Here is a 14,722-nt window from a genome sequence, read left to right as displayed (position 1 = left end):
AACAAGCCTCGGCGGGAGGACATTCCATGAACACGAAACTCAGAATCAAGCAGAGACGAGAAGAACGTATCCGGCGACTGATGGATGGTGCCACTGTGGAGGTCTTACAGGAGCAGAAATTAGGTTCACTGTTGGACAAGAATGAGATCATACACCCAAAACCATTTACGCCGCCTAGTGAGGGGACACAGGAAAGAGATCCGGAATGGTTGTGGAAAAAAGAGAATGGTCATTTCGTTCCAGGGGGGCATTCGAGATTCAACCTGTTCAAGTCACTTCTCAAACGGACGGTTATTAGCGCTTTGATATTTGGCGGAGTATGGGGTCTATTTCAGTTGGATACATCGTGGACGACATCACCCAAAACAGTAATTGCGGATGCACTCCATCGGGATATGGATTTTGCCTCAGCAGCGGCTTGGTATGAACGGCATTTTGGAGGAACGCCTTCGTTTCTTCCGGTCCTCGGACATACGACGGATGCCGTGAACGGATTGAAAGTAAGGCAGTTACTGGGCAAACCGATCTCAGGCACAGTGGTTCAGCCATTCGCGCTGAGCATGAAGGGAATTGAGATCGTTCCGGATGCCGCAGGTGCAGAACTTATACAGGTCGCAAGTTCTGATGCTGGGCGTGTCATGGAGGTTATCGGAGATGCAGCAAGTGGATTCACAGTTGTCATCCAACATACAGGCAATGTCACGGCAATATACGGTCGGCTGAACGAAAGTGAAGTGAGCGTGAATGATTGGGTGGAAGCGGGGAATCCAGTGGGGAGTCTCAAGGCTACGGGTGGTGAACAACCGGCCACGCTCTATTTTGCAGTCAAAGAGGGGGAGGAGTACGTAGACCCGGCGGAAGTTGTTGCCCTTGATTAGGGTGTGGGGAGTCCATATTACGTTTCATCCGTTTTTTGTAATTATCATGATGGCCTCCCTTCTGACTGGACATTTTATTGAACTTATTACGTTGTTTGCCATCGTATTCATTCATGAATGTGGACATGCTGCGGCGGCAGCACTTCTGGGCTATCGTGTCTTGTCGATCCAGATGCTTCCTTTTGGAGGAGTTGCGGTTATCGAAGATGGAGGTACGATCACGGCCTACCGGGAAATCATGATTGCTCTGGCTGGTCCATTACAAAACATCCTGATGGTTGGCGTGGTTATGCTGTTGCAGTATGGCAATCTGGGCGATCCGGTATTTCTCAACTATATCATTCAGGGGAACCTGCTCATTGCCCTATTTAATCTGCTGCCTGTACTTCCTCTGGACGGAGGTAAAGTTGTTCAGGCACTTGTCAGTCTGTGGGCACCTTACTATACAACATTAATGTGGACTTACAGAATTAGCATTCTGTGTAGCGTAGGGGTTATTTTATATGCTATCAGCCGATGGTTTACTGGAGACTACGGCCTACCGCTCAACATTCTGTTAATCGGCCTTTTTTTGTTCTATTCCAACGTAACGGATTACCGAAATGTGCCCTATCGCTTTATTCGTTTTCTGATGAATCGAGAGGGTGCGTTTGCTCGTCACGCGGCTACTGGCAGTTTGGCGCAGCCAATAATCTCATTCCCGGCGAAACCTTTGGACACTATTTTGCGTCTATTAAAGAGAGAAAGATACCATATGGTATACGTGATGAACAGACAGGGTCGAATTATGGCCGTATTGCCTGAGCAACGGATTATCGGTTCCTATTTTCAACAAAATGGTAATAAATTGTAGTGTTCTGGTGGACCTGTTCTGAAATGGGTTAATATATGTACAATGAGAATTGAAAAGATACTGAAATGGATGTGGATGATTTGAATTGTCTTCTAGAGGTGAAGCCATGAAACAAATGATAGTACATAATGAACATAACCTCATGCAAATGGCGCTTCTGGAAGAAGGCAAAGCTGTGGAATTTACGGCAGAGCGTACACGTGATCGTGGACTGCTGGGTTCCTTTTTCAAGGGACGGGTCGTGAATGTGTTACCAGGTATGCAAGCTGCTTTTGTGGATATTGGTCAGAAAAAGAATGCGTTTCTCTATGTGGACGATGTGTTGCATCCCCATCTGGAGAAACAGCCCAAGGTGAAGCCTTCCATCTCGGAGTTGCTTCGTCCGGGTCAGGAAGTCATTGTTCAGGTTCTGAAAGAACCGGTAGGAGGCAAGGGAGCCCGGGTGACGACTCATTATTCACTCCCGGGCCGTTGGCTTGTCTACATGCCTGTTGCTGACTATGTAGCGGTATCCAAGAAAATTGCCCGTGAAGGGGATCGTTCCCGTCTTAAGGCACTTGGGGAGCAACTGAGGCGGGATGAAGAAGGACTTATTATTCGGACCGTATCTGGAGAAGAGCAGCATGAAGCCATTAAGTCGGACTTGGAAACATTACGTTCGCAGTGGTATCTGATTCGTGAAAAAGCGGACAGTTTGCCTTCACCAAGCCTCTTGCATAGGGATCATAGCATGGTACAGCGAATCATCAGAGATGTGTATACGCCAGGGAGTGACGAAGTCATCACTGATAGTGAAGGACAAGCCCGTGAGGTAAAAGCATTGCTCGAAGAGATTAGTCCTGGTCATCAACCCAAAGTACAGGTGTATCGGGGAACAGAATCCATCTTTGCTGCCTATGGTGTGCAGGAACAGTTGAATAAGGATTTTGCTCGGAAAGTGTGGTTGCCCGGAGGCGGATACATTGTTATTGATCATACCGAAGCTCTGACTGTAGTGGATGTGAACACGGGTAAATATACGGGAGCAGGCGGTGACAGTCTGGAAGAGACCGTGACAGAGACCAACATACAGGCAGCAGTGGAGATTGCCCGTCTAATGCGCCTGCGGGATATCGGTGGCATGATTATTGTCGACTTCATTGATATGGAGGAAGCTTCGAATCGGCATGAAGTCGCAGCAACCTTGGAGGGTGAGCTCAAGAAGGATCGGACCAAAGCATTTGTAATGGGTTGGACCAAACTGGGTTTGCTCGAACTTACCCGTAAGAAAGTGCGGGAAGAAAGTACGTTGCCCTATGTGGAGCCGTGTTCTTCCTGCCATGGAACGGGAAAAAGATATATTTCACCTTTGCATTGATTTTTGATATATTGCGTGATATAATCTTCAAGTATGTGTTTAGCCTAATGGTCTTGCACATGCTGTAACCGCACTGGCCGGGTATAAGAACAGTTCCGCAAGGACACTGTCACCTGAGAACGGGCGAGTCTGAGACATGAGGAGGTGCAAGGCAAATGTACGCAATTATTGAAACAGGCGGCAAACAGTACAAAGTCCAAGAGGGCGATGTTCTGTTCATCGAGAAATTGACTGCGAACGATGGCGAAAGCGTAACGTTCGACCGTGTCCTGGCTGTATCTAACGATCAAGGTTTGACAGCAGGTACACCATTGATTTCCGGAGCTACTGTAACGGCTAAAGTGGAGAAACATGGCAAAGGACAAAAGGTTATCGTATACAAATACAAACCTAAAAAGAACTACCATGTGAAGCAAGGTCACCGTCAACCGTACACTAAAGTAACTATCGAAACAATCAAAGCGTAAAGAAGGTGCGATAAGTGATTATCGTTCAAATCTTTCGTGATGAGGACGGGAACATCGAACGTTTTTCCATTGAAGGGCATGCTAATTTTGCCAAGCGGGGAGAAGACATCGTATGTGCCGGGGTATCCGCTGTTACAGTGGGTACGGTGAACTCGATTGAAACATTGACCGGTGTCGAAATGGATGCCAAGATGAAGAATGGCTTTTTAAGCGGTTCTTTACCTTTGTTAGAGAGAGGGGAAACCTGGTCCCAGGTACAATTGTTACTCGAATCCATGGTGGTTATGCTCTCTAATATTGCAGAGTCATACGGGAAGTATATTAAAATACAGCAATTCAAATAAGCAAAGAAGGAGGACAACCAATCATGTTGAAATTAAATCTTCAGTTATTCGCATCGAAAAAAGGTGTAGGTTCCACGAAGAACGGACGTGACAGTAATGCTCAACGTCTGGGTGTTAAACGTGCTGATGGTCAAACTGTAACTGGTGGTAGCATTCTCGTTCGCCAACGCGGAACGAAAATTCACCCAGGAACTAACGTTGGCATCGGTAAAGATGACACTTTGTTCGCGAAAATCGACGGCGTTGTAAAATTCGAACGTTGGGGACGCGATCGCAAAAAAGTAAGCATCTATCCTGTTAATGTTGCTCCTGTAGCAGCAGCAGTAGAAGCGTAATATCGGCATTCCGCCTAAGGAGCCTTCGGCATTTTTGCCGAAGGTTTTTTGTATTCAACGGTTATTCGATAATGAACTGGCAGAAGAGACATGTTATACTTGGTTACGGTGGGTGTAGACCAACCGAGTTTTGTAGAACGGGGAGAAGCCATGAAATCTTGGAAAAGAGTGCCGTGGATTGCGGCATGTTCACTTCTGATTCCTTTGGTTTTCGTTATGTTGTATCCGGCGATGATCTCAAGCGTCGTGTGCGCATTGTGGTCCGTCGCAGTATTGCTCATTTCTGTGAATGCGATGAAGAAACAGGCGGAGGCGGAACGCAGAGCCATCATACAATCCATGGAAAAAACAGCAATTGCTTCATTAAATCATCATCGACACGACTGGATGAACGACCTTCAGGTGTTATATGGATATCTTCGACTGGGCAAACTTGATAAATCCTTGCAATGTGTGGAAAGAATAAAAGAGCGGGTTACAGAAGAAAGCCGAATCTCCAGATTAGGTATTCCTTCCCTCGTATTTTATCTTCAGTCTTTTCGTGCCAGTGGAATTGCGCTGGACTTGCATGTGGAAATAGAAGATGAGTTGCAGCTTAGTGCTCTGGTCTCTCCCGAGGATGGCGAGTCACTTACCGGGGCGATTGCTGATGCAATCAGGGCCTATCAATATGGCGGCGGCCGGTCTTCTTGGGGAGAGGTTCGCAAACTGACCTTAAACTTCGGACAGGATCATGGAGATGTGGTTGTCCGACTGGACGGGGATCAAACACCCGATCCGGAAACACTGCGGCAGCTTACTGCCGTACTCAAAGGAAAAAAAGTCAGAACGGAGCAGTTTCCGTCTGAGGATACGTTTATACAATTCAGAATGCCGTGTGGAATATAGGAAGAAGGGGTTAACCAATGTTTGTAGATAAAGCGAAGATTTATGTAAAAGCCGGAGACGGAGGGGACGGAATTATTTCGTTCCGTCGTGAGAAGTATGTACCAAACGGCGGACCTGCCGGGGGCGATGGAGGCAGAGGAGCTGACATCATTTTCCGCGTGGATGAAGGTTTGCGTACGTTGATGGATTTTCGTTACCAGCGTCACTTTAAGGCCCCACGTGGTGAGAAGGGACGTAACAAAAGTCAGCATGGTGCAAACGCGGAGAACATGATTGTGCGCATTCCACCAGGAACTATCATCTTGGATGAAGACAGTGGAGAAGTACTGGCGGATATGACACGTCACGGTCAACAGGTTGTTATTGCTCGTGGTGGTCGGGGCGGACGAGGTAACATCCGATTTGCTACACCGAACAATCCTGCACCTGAACTTGCTGAGAACGGTGAAGAAGGACAAGAGCGTTACATCGTACTCGAACTGAAAGTGATGGCAGATGTTGGTCTGGTTGGTTTCCCGAGTGTCGGGAAATCCACATTGCTTTCTGTCGTTTCGTCAGCCAAGCCAAAGATCGGTGCATACCATTTCACAACCATTACACCGAATCTGGGTGTAGTCGGTGTAGGAGAAGGCCGAAGCTTTGTCATGGCTGATCTGCCTGGACTGATTGAAGGTGCGCATGAAGGAGTCGGACTGGGACATGAGTTCCTGCGTCATGTCGAGCGTACTCGTATTATTGTTCATGTCGTAGATATGTCGGGTTCGGAAGGACGCGATCCTTTTGAAGACTGGCAGAAAATCAATGACGAATTGAAGTTGTACAATCCGCTTCTCGCCGAGAGAACGCAAGTTGTAGCAGCTAACAAGATGGATATGCCAGACTCTGAAGCGAACCTGGAGCAATTTTTACAGCAAGTTCGTGAAGTGCAACCTGATATTGAAGTGATGCCAATTTCATCCTTGACTCGTAAAGGGATTCAAGAACTTCTGTATCGTGCAGCTGATCTGCTGGATCAGGCTCCAGACGAGCGAGTGGTTGAAGAGGTAGCAGATGTATCTGAACGTAAAGTATACAGTCTGGACAAAAAAGAAGACGATGGTTTCAAAATTGTGCGTGAGAATGAAATGTTCGTTGTCGAAAGTGCCAAGATTGACCGCATGATGAAACGGATGCAACTGAACTCGCACGAGGCTATACTGAAACTCGCACGTACACTGCGTTATATGGGTGTGGATGCTGAGTTGCGTAAGCGCGGAGCTGTAGAAGGCACCATCGTTCGTATTGGAGACTTTGAATTCGAATTCGTGGAAGGCAGCAGTTACTACTAAGTAGCCGTCTTCCGTGGAGAGACAGATTGATATAGGAACGCAGAGGAGTGGGAAGTTGACCCGCAACTCTGCGTTTTTTTGTTTTTTCCTGACATGGGAGAGGGATAAACTTGTATACTGTGAGGAACGTATTTCAAAAAATAGGCGTGTCATGTATTGCCCTTTTGTCATAGATCCTATATAATGTCCACTATATGAATACATGAGTCTTTGAGGAGAGGACGTTCTGTGAACGAACGCTATTACTTAGTACGGGAAGATATTTTACCAGAGGCAGTGGTGAAGACCATGCAGGTAAAAGAACTACTGGCTTCTGGGGATGTTAAAACAGTGCATGAGGCGGTTGAACAGGTCGGATTAAGCCGGAGTGCCTTTTACAAGTACAAAGATGGAATTCATCTGATCAACCAGCTTGAGCGCGAGAGAATTGTAACGATCTCCATTGATCTGGAGCATCAGTCGGGGATCTTGTCTCGTGTGCTTGGACATGTAGCTGGTTATGGAGCTAACGTACTCACGATTAATCAGAGTATCCCGCTTCAAGGAAGAGCCAATGTTGTCATTTCGGTGGAAACGACACATCTTCATGGCGAAATTGGTGAAATGCTGGATCGAATGCAAGATATGCCTGGAGTAAGACGTACACGTATTGTAGGCCAAGGGTAATTAGGCTTTAACATACAGGACTGACGGACAAGAATAGACATTAGGGGGTAGATCGTTAGTGAAACCGGTAAAAGTCGGATTGTTGGGTCTGGGAACTGTCGGAACGGGAGTCGTTCGCATTGTGGAAGGGAATCAGGAGGATCTGAGCAGTCAGGTTGGATCGCCGATTGTCATCGAGAAGATCGCAGTGAAAAATACAGAGAAAGAACGTGTTATTGCTGTAGACCGTGCCAAGCTTACGGAAGATCCTTGGGAAGTCATTCGTCATCCGGATATTGATGTCATCGTTGAAGTCATGGGCGGCATTGATCAGACGAAGGAGTATATTCTTGAAGCGTTGGAACGTGGGAAGCATATCGTAACAGCAAACAAAGATCTCATGGCACTGCATGGTACAGAGATTTTGGCGAAGGCACAGGAAAAACAATGTGACGTGTTCTATGAGGCGAGTGTTGCTGGAGGGATTCCGATCATTCGTACGCTGATTGAAGGTTTCTCTTCTGATCGGATTACCCGCATTATGGGGATTGTGAACGGAACAACGAACTTTATTCTGACCAAAATGAGTCAGGAAGGTGCATCCTATGAAGAAGTACTGGCTGAAGCACAGGCTCTGGGATACGCCGAATCCGATCCAACTTCCGATGTGGAGGGACTTGACGCAGCTCGCAAAATGGCGATATTGAGTACACTCGGTTTCCGCACCAATGTGGAGTTGAAGGATGTAACCGTTAAAGGAATATCCTCCGTAACTCGAGAAGACATTATGTATGCCAAAAGATTGGGCTATGAGATGAAGTTACTTGGTATTGCGGACCGTATTGGCGATGAGATCACGATCAGCGTTCAGCCGACAATGGTTAGACAGAATCACCCGATTGCTTCAGTCAACGGTGTGTTCAACGCAGTATATGTACACGGTGAAGCTGTAGGGGAGACGATGTTCTACGGTGCGGGTGCGGGAGAACTCCCAACGGCAACTTCGGTTGTAGCTGACATTGTGGCGGTTACCAAAAACCTTAAACTTGGCGTGAACGGTCTCAAAGCAATTGTGCCTTATAAGATTAAGCGACTGCAAAGCGACGAGCAGATCGTGTCGAAAAACTTTATTTTACTACACGTAGACGATAAAGCCGGTGTATTGGCACAAATTACACAAATTTTCGCAGAATATGATGTCAGTCTGGCGTCGGTTGTTCAACAGCCGAATGAGCACAACCCGGATGCCGAGATCATTATCGTTACACATAATGCAAGTAAGGCAAGCATGGATAAAGTGTTAAAACATTTTGAATCACTCAGCGTCATTCGCCGCATTAAGAGTGTCTACCGGGTCGAAGGATAATTGTCCTTATCCCATACGGCATCTCAATTATTTCAGTTATAACGTACAAGTTAATCATATCCGGTTCAACAGGTCATCATTCCAGATTATTAAAACATAAAGGAGTTTACCCACAATGAGATATCAAGGACTTTTGCAAACGTACAGAGAGCACCTTCCAGTTAATGAAAATACACCCCTGCTTACGCTTCAGGAAGGAAATACACCGTTGATTCATGCAGAGAATCTGTCTGAGGAACTCGGTTTGAATGTTTATTTCAAGTATGAAGGTTTGAACCCTACGGGATCTTTCAAAGACCGCGGTATGGTTATGGCAGTTGCCAAAGCTATGGAAGAAGGCAGCCGTACGATCATGTGTGCATCCACAGGTAATACGTCAGCAGCTGCAGCGGCCTACGCCGCACGTGGTGGCCTCAATTGTATCGTACTGATCCCGAATAACAACATTGCACTGGGTAAACTGGCCCAAGCCATGATCTATGGAGCTAAGGTGATCGCGATCAATGGTAACTTTGACCGTGCACTGGATATTGTGCGTGAGATCACAGCCAAACATCCGATCACGCTTGTAAACTCTGTGAATCCGTTCCGGATTGAAGGACAGAAGACAGCAGCGTTTGAAGTAATTGAACAACTTGGCGAAGCGCCTGACGTTCTGGCTATTCCAGTCGGTAATGCGGGTAATATCTCGGCTTATTGGAAAGGTTTCAAAGAATATAAAGAGGCAGGCAAGTCCAGCACGCTTCCACGTATGGTTGGTTTCGAAGCAGAAGGTGCGATGGCCATTGTCAAAGGTGAGCCGATCCTTGAACCTGAAACGGTAGCAACAGCAATTCGAATCGGTAATCCGGCGAGCTGGAAAACGGCGGTAGCTGCAGCTGAGGAATCTGGTGGACAGATCAACTATGTAACGGATGAACAAATTCTGACAGCGTATCGTACACTTGCTTCTCGGGAAGGAATCTTTGCTGAACCTGCTTCTGCGGCTTCCCTTGCCGGTGTATACAAACTGAAGAGTGAAGGGTACTTTAAAGGCGGAGAGACTGTCGTTTGTGTACTGACAGGTAATGGCCTGAAAGATCCTAATATTGCGATCAAAACAGTAGCGACTGAGCCACTTGTTGTTGAAGATACGGAAGAAGCAGTAATGGCGGCTATTGCACAACTGGAGCAGCAATCTGTATGAGTTTGCGTGAAAAGGTAACCGTAAAAATACCTGCAAGCACAGCCAATCTCGGTCCGGGGTTTGATACCCTGGGCATGGCATTGTCTTTGTATGCCTGGTTGGAAATGAAACCTGCCGAGCAGACGTCATTTCATCTTCACGGCAATCATTTGACAGGCCTGCCAACAGATAAATCGAATTTGATTTACGAAGTGGCACAGATGGTATTCAATGAAGCTGGGGTATCCATCCCTGAATTGGAGATTTCCATGTATTCCGATATTCCGCTTACGCGGGGACTCGGGAGCAGTGCATCAGCCATCGTTGGTGCATTGGCAGCAGCGAATGCATTAATTGGTTCTCCTTTATCCGATGCGAAGCTTCTGGATATGGCCACATCCCTCGAGAAGCATCCTGATAATGTGGGAGCATCTCTGTATGGCGGTATTATTACGGCTGTATGGAATGGTCAACAGGTAGATCATATACGTATTGAACCACACCAGGATCTGCAGGCTTTGGTTATTGTACCTGAATTCCAGCTGTCTACTTCAAAAGCAAGGAATGTAATTCCAGAGCAATTTGGCATGTCTGATGTGGTGTATAACATTAGCAGATCTTCACTGCTCGTTGCCGCTTTGGCGAGTGGACGACTGGATATGATTCAGAAGGCGATGTCAGATCGAATTCACCAACCATATCGGGCATCATTGGTGCCAGGCATGGCTGAGATATTGGAACATGCTGTTGATCATGGAGCGTTGGGAGCTGCCTTGAGCGGAGCTGGCCCGACCGTATTGACTTTGGTAGATCGTCATGACACCCGGAAAGCGGGATTGGAACAATATTTGCTGGACACTATGGAGCGGGAGGGCATATCTGCTTCTGCACTGTGGCTCGATCCGGATTTGGACGGTGTAACCGTGCTGCCTGATCAAGACGAACGTCCTTTTCTGGACAGAATCAAAGGGGAAGTTAATGCATGAAACGAATTGCAGTATTACCTGAAGGCTCAGTCTCTCATGAGGCAATTGATTTCCTTTTCAACGGGGAACCATTAGATTTGCTTCATTCCAAGCTGATTTCGGATGTGTTTAGAGCAACGGATAGCGGGAATGCACAATACAGCGTCATTCCGATTGAAAATACCATTGAGGGTTCCGTTAGTCTTCATATGGACTGGCTTGTAAATGAAGTGGACATTCCGATGCAAGCGGAGTGGGTATACCCATCCATCCAGAATGTCATTGGACATGGCTCGGAATTTAAGACGGAGAGCGGCGAGTATGATTTTAGTAAAATTACCAAGATCATGTCTCACCCTGTGGCTATTCCGCAGTGTCAGAATTTTATTCGGTTGCATTCACCCGGGGCGGATCTTGAAGGTGTGAACAGTACAGCCGAAGCTGTAGAAATTGTGAAAAAAAATCCAGGTAAGGGCTGGGTAGCGATTGGTACCAAACTTGCTGCTCAGAAGCATGGTCTGGACATTATGGCTGAACGGGTTACAGATCATGACAACAACTACACCCGTTTTGTGCTCATTGGCCATGAACCTGTGAACATTCCACGTGAACCGGATCATGTAAAAACCAGCTTGCTGGTGACGTTGCCAGAAGATGCACCGGGTGCATTGCATCAGGTATTGTCGGCTTTTGCATGGCGGAAGCTGAACTTGACCCGTCTCGAATCTCGTCCAACGAAGAAACGATTGGGCAGTTACTATTTTTACATTGATGTTGTGGAAACGGTCGATTCGGTATTGCTTACCGCAGCCATGGCGGAAATTGAAGCATTGAATTGTCAGGTGCGCGTTCTGGGTAGCTATCCTTGTTATACATATCCTTCGAGATAATTGACCTGATGGTGTTTGGGAATGTTAGAAGGTTGTCATAAGTCGGGGTAGAATGAGCGAGTAATGGCTTGTCATTTGGTGTACAATGGACGGGTTAATAACGTTTCGGAGTACAGGGAATGGATATTTTATGGAGGTGCAGTCATCAGTGGCAGAACAATGGATCTATTTGGATGGTCAGTATGTGACCAAGGAGAACGCAACCGTTTCGGTATATGATCATGGATTTTTGTATGGAGATGGAATTTTCGAAGGTATTCGGATCTATAACGGAAATATTTTCAGATGTAAGGCCCACTTGGATCGTTTGTATGATTCGGCAAAATCCATTAGTTTGAACATTCCGCTGTCCATTGATGAGATGCTGGAAGTCATGGCTGAAACGGTGCGCCGCAATGATATGCGTAATGGTTATATTCGTCTTATTGTATCGCGTGGCCCTGGTAATCTGGGGTTGGACCCGTTACGTTGCCCTAAGGCATCCGTAATCATCATCGTGGAGCAATTGGCGATCTATCCGGAGGAAGCGTATCTTACTGGATTGAAAGCCGTGTCGGTATCCCAACGCCGGAACATTCCAGACGCATTGAATCCAAAAATTAAATCGTTAAACTATCTGAATAACATCCTGGTTAAAATCCAGTCTAACTATTCAGGTGCTGGTGAAGCAATTATGCTGAATTCCCAAGGTTACGTAACTGAGGGTTCAAGTGATAACATCTTCATCATCAAAAATGGTGTAGTGTACACGCCGCCTTGTTATCTCGGAGCACTTGAAGGGATTACACGTCAAGCGATTATCGATCTATGTGGCGAACTGGAGCTTGAATTAAAAGAAGTGCCATTCACCCTGCATGATGTGTATATCGCAGACGAAGTCTTTTTCACCGGGACAGCTGCAGAAGTTATCGCTGCATATGAAGTCGATGGAAGAACAATTGGCACGGGAGTAGCAGGTCCGGTAACGCTGAGACTGCTGGAAGCATTCCGTCAGATTGTTGACAAAGATGGATATAAAGTGTGGGAATCTTAAGTTAGAATTGCATAACATAGGGAACAGGAATCCTCCTTGTCCGATAAAATTCTGCATACCTGGTGTATGGGGATTTTGGAGACAGGAGGATTTTTTTTGTTTAGTTGATGTCATTAGCCCGGTTTCTGCATAGGATGTAGTAACGGTATGGGCGAATGTACTGCCCAAGTATGACGTCTAGGAGGTTAGTTCCCTGTGAAAATACACATGGTGAAAAAAGGCGACACATTATATCTGCTGTCCCAAAAATACAATGTAGCGCTGGAAAAATTGATCGCGGCTAATCCGCAAATCACAAATCCCGACAAGCTGGATATTGGCATGAAGGTCAAAATCCCTGCAGAGCCAGTAACACCGAAACCGGAGGGTGTGCTCCACAGTCACAAGGTGCAACAAGGAGATTCGTTATGGAAGTTGGCACAAGCCTGGGGAGTTCCTTTAAAAGACATGGTCAATGCCAATCCACAGTTGAAAAATCCGAACGCTCTGCTGGTGGGGGAGACAGTTTATATCCCTTCTATGCACGCACAAGGAAACAGCACATCTAATTCGGGTGCCGGTAACATTGCTGCTCATGAAAAGTTGTCACCTGAAGGTAAGGAATACACGGGAGTCAAAGAACCGGAACCACCGGCTCCAGTTATGCCAACTCCTCCTGCTCCGGTAGCAGAGGTTCCAGTTCCAGTCCCAGTTCCTGCTCCACCACCAGCCAATACGGAGAAGCCGAATGTGAAGCCTGAATTGGAGGTACTGCCGCAGTTACCGGAGCTTCCTGAAGTGAAACCCGAAAAGGAAACGCACAAAAAAGAAGAGGTTAAACCCGAAGTTTATGTAAAACCGGTAGCAGAATCGAAGAAATACACAATGCCTAATCTTTCGCCTGAAATTATGCCTTTGCCTGTAATGCCTAATACAAAGTCTCCAACTGAGGTTGCACCAGCAACGAAAAAACCTTGTGGTTGTGGTAATAAGTTGCATCATGCGCCAGCCGAGCACCCTTATGTTCAAATCCCGGTTTCTGTACAAGAGGTGTATGGTGCTCAGCAAGACATGTACACGGCTGGAGCGAGTAACAATGCGTCGTTTCCAGGGATTCCGGAAGTTAGTCCTTATAGTGGCAGTGATCTGCCTAACAGTCCGTGGACTGGCGCGGATCAGGGTTATAACCACAATAACGTTATGCCGAATCTGTCCGCAGAAATGCAAAACAACTCATTTCCGATTGCGCCAGCTGGCGAAGTGAATAGTCCATTCCCAACATATGCAGCACCTAGTCATATGAATCATCAGCCGCCTTTCATATCTCCATACTCAATGCTTCCGTACCCTCCATGCGGATGTGGCTCACATACACATATGCCTCAGTATACTTATCCTTCTCATGGTTATCAGGATCCGGCTTGGAATATGTATGGTCCTTCGTACGGTATGCCGCCTGAAATGTCCACATCAACGATGCCAAACCAGCCTATTGAGTATGCTTATCAGAATCCGTACCCTACTCAGAACATGGTTCCCCCGTCCCCGCTTGGAGCATTTGGTGAAATGTATCCTCCTCAGGGGCAAGGGAAGGGTGGCAAAAAAGGGGGGCGTGAAGACGCTAACTTAAGTCAGGTAGCAATTGAAGAGGTTGGATCAGATTCGGAAGGGAAGTCTAAGCAAGCAGGGAATAAGCCGGCCGCTGCAAAACGCAGAACAAGCAAGGCTCCTCTGAAGAATAAATCCAAGGTATCCGTGTCCGGGAAAACATCCAGAGAGGGTGCAGCTACTTCCAACCAACGGAAATCCGATAAAAAGCGTCGTAATCCATGGATACAAAACTAACCTGAGGATTGTGATTGATGAATAAGTGAGGGACCTGTTATATAAGCGGGAAGCCAGCTCTGTAATAGAGAGCTGGCTTCCCGCTTACTTGAGTGAACATTGAGTTGCACATAACGGAGATAGTTGCTCAGGAAATAATAGAAAGCATTTTATTAAGAAGTTATTGTAAACCCTTTCATGAATGTGTTAAAATATTTGTACCTTATGAGCATGACCTAATATGATAGGACAAGATAGGGTACGGATATGATAGCTCTAGCTAATGTAAAACTACTAAAGAAAAGAAATGAAAAAAACTGTTGCATTACATTCAGCCGTATGATATATTATTTAAGTCGCCGCTGAAACACAGTGCTGACACGGGAAACATAAGAGGTAATGAAA

At 46.5% G+C, this 14,722-nt stretch carries 15 protein-coding genes and 1 other annotated feature; all 15 genes read left to right on the top strand.

What is annotated here, in order from left to right; translation table 11 throughout:
- The first annotated feature begins 26 nt into the window (after positions 1 to 26).
- The 15 genes from MHI52_RS24425 to MHI52_RS24355 all read left to right on the top strand — a co-directional run bounded on the left by MHI52_RS24425 (position 27) and on the right by MHI52_RS24355 (position 14,338).
- Positions 27 to 878, top strand: a complete 852-nt coding sequence (locus tag MHI52_RS24425; protein WP_076320302.1) for a M23 family metallopeptidase — start codon at positions 27 to 29, stop codon at positions 876 to 878.
- Positions 871 to 1,731 carry a M50 family metallopeptidase gene (locus MHI52_RS24420; RefSeq protein ID WP_036605910.1) on the top strand — a complete coding sequence of 287 codons (861 nt, stop codon included), beginning with the start codon at positions 871 to 873 and terminating at the stop codon, positions 1,729 to 1,731. Before MHI52_RS24425 ends, MHI52_RS24420 begins: the two co-directional genes overlap by 8 nt.
- A gap of 106 nt (positions 1,732 to 1,837) precedes the next feature.
- A complete protein-coding gene (locus tag MHI52_RS24415) occupies positions 1,838 to 3,088 on the top strand; it encodes an Rne/Rng family ribonuclease (protein ID WP_127548270.1) in 1,251 nt (416 codons plus the stop codon).
- Between the two features lie 56 nt (positions 3,089 to 3,144).
- Positions 3,145 to 3,229: a sequence feature (ribosomal protein L21 leader region), on the top strand.
- A gap of 14 nt (positions 3,230 to 3,243) precedes the next feature.
- Entirely contained in the window at positions 3,244 to 3,555 is a 312-nt protein-coding gene (rplU, locus tag MHI52_RS24410) for a 50S ribosomal protein L21 (RefSeq protein ID WP_017692620.1), read from the top strand.
- Between the two features lie 14 nt (positions 3,556 to 3,569).
- The gene (locus tag MHI52_RS24405; protein ID WP_036605912.1) at positions 3,570 to 3,899 is read left to right on the top strand and encodes a ribosomal-processing cysteine protease Prp; all 330 of its coding nucleotides are present in this window, start codon (positions 3,570 to 3,572) and stop codon (positions 3,897 to 3,899) included.
- Positions 3,900 to 3,922: 23 nt separating this feature from the next.
- On the top strand, positions 3,923 to 4,234 hold the full coding sequence (gene rpmA, locus MHI52_RS24400; protein ID WP_017692622.1) for a 50S ribosomal protein L27: 312 nt from the start codon (positions 3,923 to 3,925) through the stop codon (positions 4,232 to 4,234).
- Between the two features lie 90 nt (positions 4,235 to 4,324).
- Positions 4,325 to 5,122: a Spo0B domain-containing protein gene (locus MHI52_RS24395; protein ID WP_235193928.1), complete on the top strand. Its 798-nt coding sequence runs from the start codon at positions 4,325 to 4,327 to the stop codon at positions 5,120 to 5,122.
- A gap of 17 nt (positions 5,123 to 5,139) precedes the next feature.
- Positions 5,140 to 6,450 carry a GTPase ObgE gene (gene obgE / locus MHI52_RS24390; protein WP_036673545.1) on the top strand — a complete coding sequence of 437 codons (1,311 nt, stop codon included), beginning with the start codon at positions 5,140 to 5,142 and terminating at the stop codon, positions 6,448 to 6,450.
- 228 nt (positions 6,451 to 6,678) lie between these two features.
- Complete coding sequence (locus tag MHI52_RS24385; protein ID WP_017692625.1) at positions 6,679 to 7,116, top strand: ACT domain-containing protein; 438 nt, start codon at positions 6,679 to 6,681, stop codon at positions 7,114 to 7,116.
- Between the two features lie 58 nt (positions 7,117 to 7,174).
- The gene (locus tag MHI52_RS24380) at positions 7,175 to 8,461 is read left to right on the top strand and encodes a homoserine dehydrogenase (protein ID WP_017692626.1); all 1,287 of its coding nucleotides are present in this window, start codon (positions 7,175 to 7,177) and stop codon (positions 8,459 to 8,461) included.
- Positions 8,462 to 8,576: 115 nt separating this feature from the next.
- Positions 8,577 to 9,647, top strand: a complete 1,071-nt coding sequence (gene thrC, locus MHI52_RS24375) for a threonine synthase (RefSeq protein ID WP_405157804.1) — start codon at positions 8,577 to 8,579, stop codon at positions 9,645 to 9,647.
- The gene (gene thrB / locus MHI52_RS24370) at positions 9,644 to 10,612 is read left to right on the top strand and encodes a homoserine kinase (protein WP_340028530.1); all 969 of its coding nucleotides are present in this window, start codon (positions 9,644 to 9,646) and stop codon (positions 10,610 to 10,612) included. The genes thrC and thrB overlap by 4 nt, the downstream gene beginning before the upstream one ends.
- Entirely contained in the window at positions 10,609 to 11,481 is an 873-nt protein-coding gene (pheA, locus tag MHI52_RS24365; RefSeq protein WP_340934692.1) for a prephenate dehydratase, read from the top strand. Before thrB ends, pheA begins: the two co-directional genes overlap by 4 nt.
- A gap of 148 nt (positions 11,482 to 11,629) precedes the next feature.
- Positions 11,630 to 12,514, top strand: coding sequence for a branched-chain-amino-acid transaminase (gene ilvE / locus MHI52_RS24360; RefSeq protein ID WP_017692630.1), 885 nt, complete (start codon positions 11,630 to 11,632; stop codon positions 12,512 to 12,514).
- Positions 12,515 to 12,709: 195 nt separating this feature from the next.
- Entirely contained in the window at positions 12,710 to 14,338 is a 1,629-nt protein-coding gene (locus MHI52_RS24355) for a LysM peptidoglycan-binding domain-containing protein (protein ID WP_405157803.1), read from the top strand.
- Positions 14,339 to 14,722 lie beyond the last annotated feature (384 nt).

This window comes from Paenibacillus sp. FSL H8-0283 (genome assembly GCF_045040675.1).
GTDB lineage: Bacteria > Bacillota > Bacilli > Paenibacillales > Paenibacillaceae > Paenibacillus > Paenibacillus amylolyticus.
The sequence above is the reverse complement of the archived record's forward strand: the minus strand, read 5'-3'. Positions and strand labels throughout refer to the sequence as shown.

Coding starts and splice junctions, on each gene's coding strand:
- MHI52_RS24425 (WP_076320302.1), top strand. CDS start 27: ATGAACACGAAACTCAGAATCAAGCAGAGACGAGAAGAACGTATCCGG.
- rpmA (WP_017692622.1), top strand. CDS start 3,923: ATGTTGAAATTAAATCTTCAGTTATTCGCATCGAAAAAAGGTGTAGGT.
- thrC (WP_405157804.1), top strand. CDS start 8,577: ATGAGATATCAAGGACTTTTGCAAACGTACAGAGAGCACCTTCCAGTT.
- MHI52_RS24395 (WP_235193928.1), top strand. CDS start 4,325: ATGTTATACTTGGTTACGGTGGGTGTAGACCAACCGAGTTTTGTAGAA.
- MHI52_RS24415 (WP_127548270.1), top strand. CDS start 1,838: ATGAAACAAATGATAGTACATAATGAACATAACCTCATGCAAATGGCG.
- rplU (WP_017692620.1), top strand. CDS start 3,244: ATGTACGCAATTATTGAAACAGGCGGCAAACAGTACAAAGTCCAAGAG.
- thrB (WP_340028530.1), top strand. CDS start 9,644: ATGAGTTTGCGTGAAAAGGTAACCGTAAAAATACCTGCAAGCACAGCC.
- obgE (WP_036673545.1), top strand. CDS start 5,140: ATGTTTGTAGATAAAGCGAAGATTTATGTAAAAGCCGGAGACGGAGGG.
- pheA (WP_340934692.1), top strand. CDS start 10,609: ATGAAACGAATTGCAGTATTACCTGAAGGCTCAGTCTCTCATGAGGCA.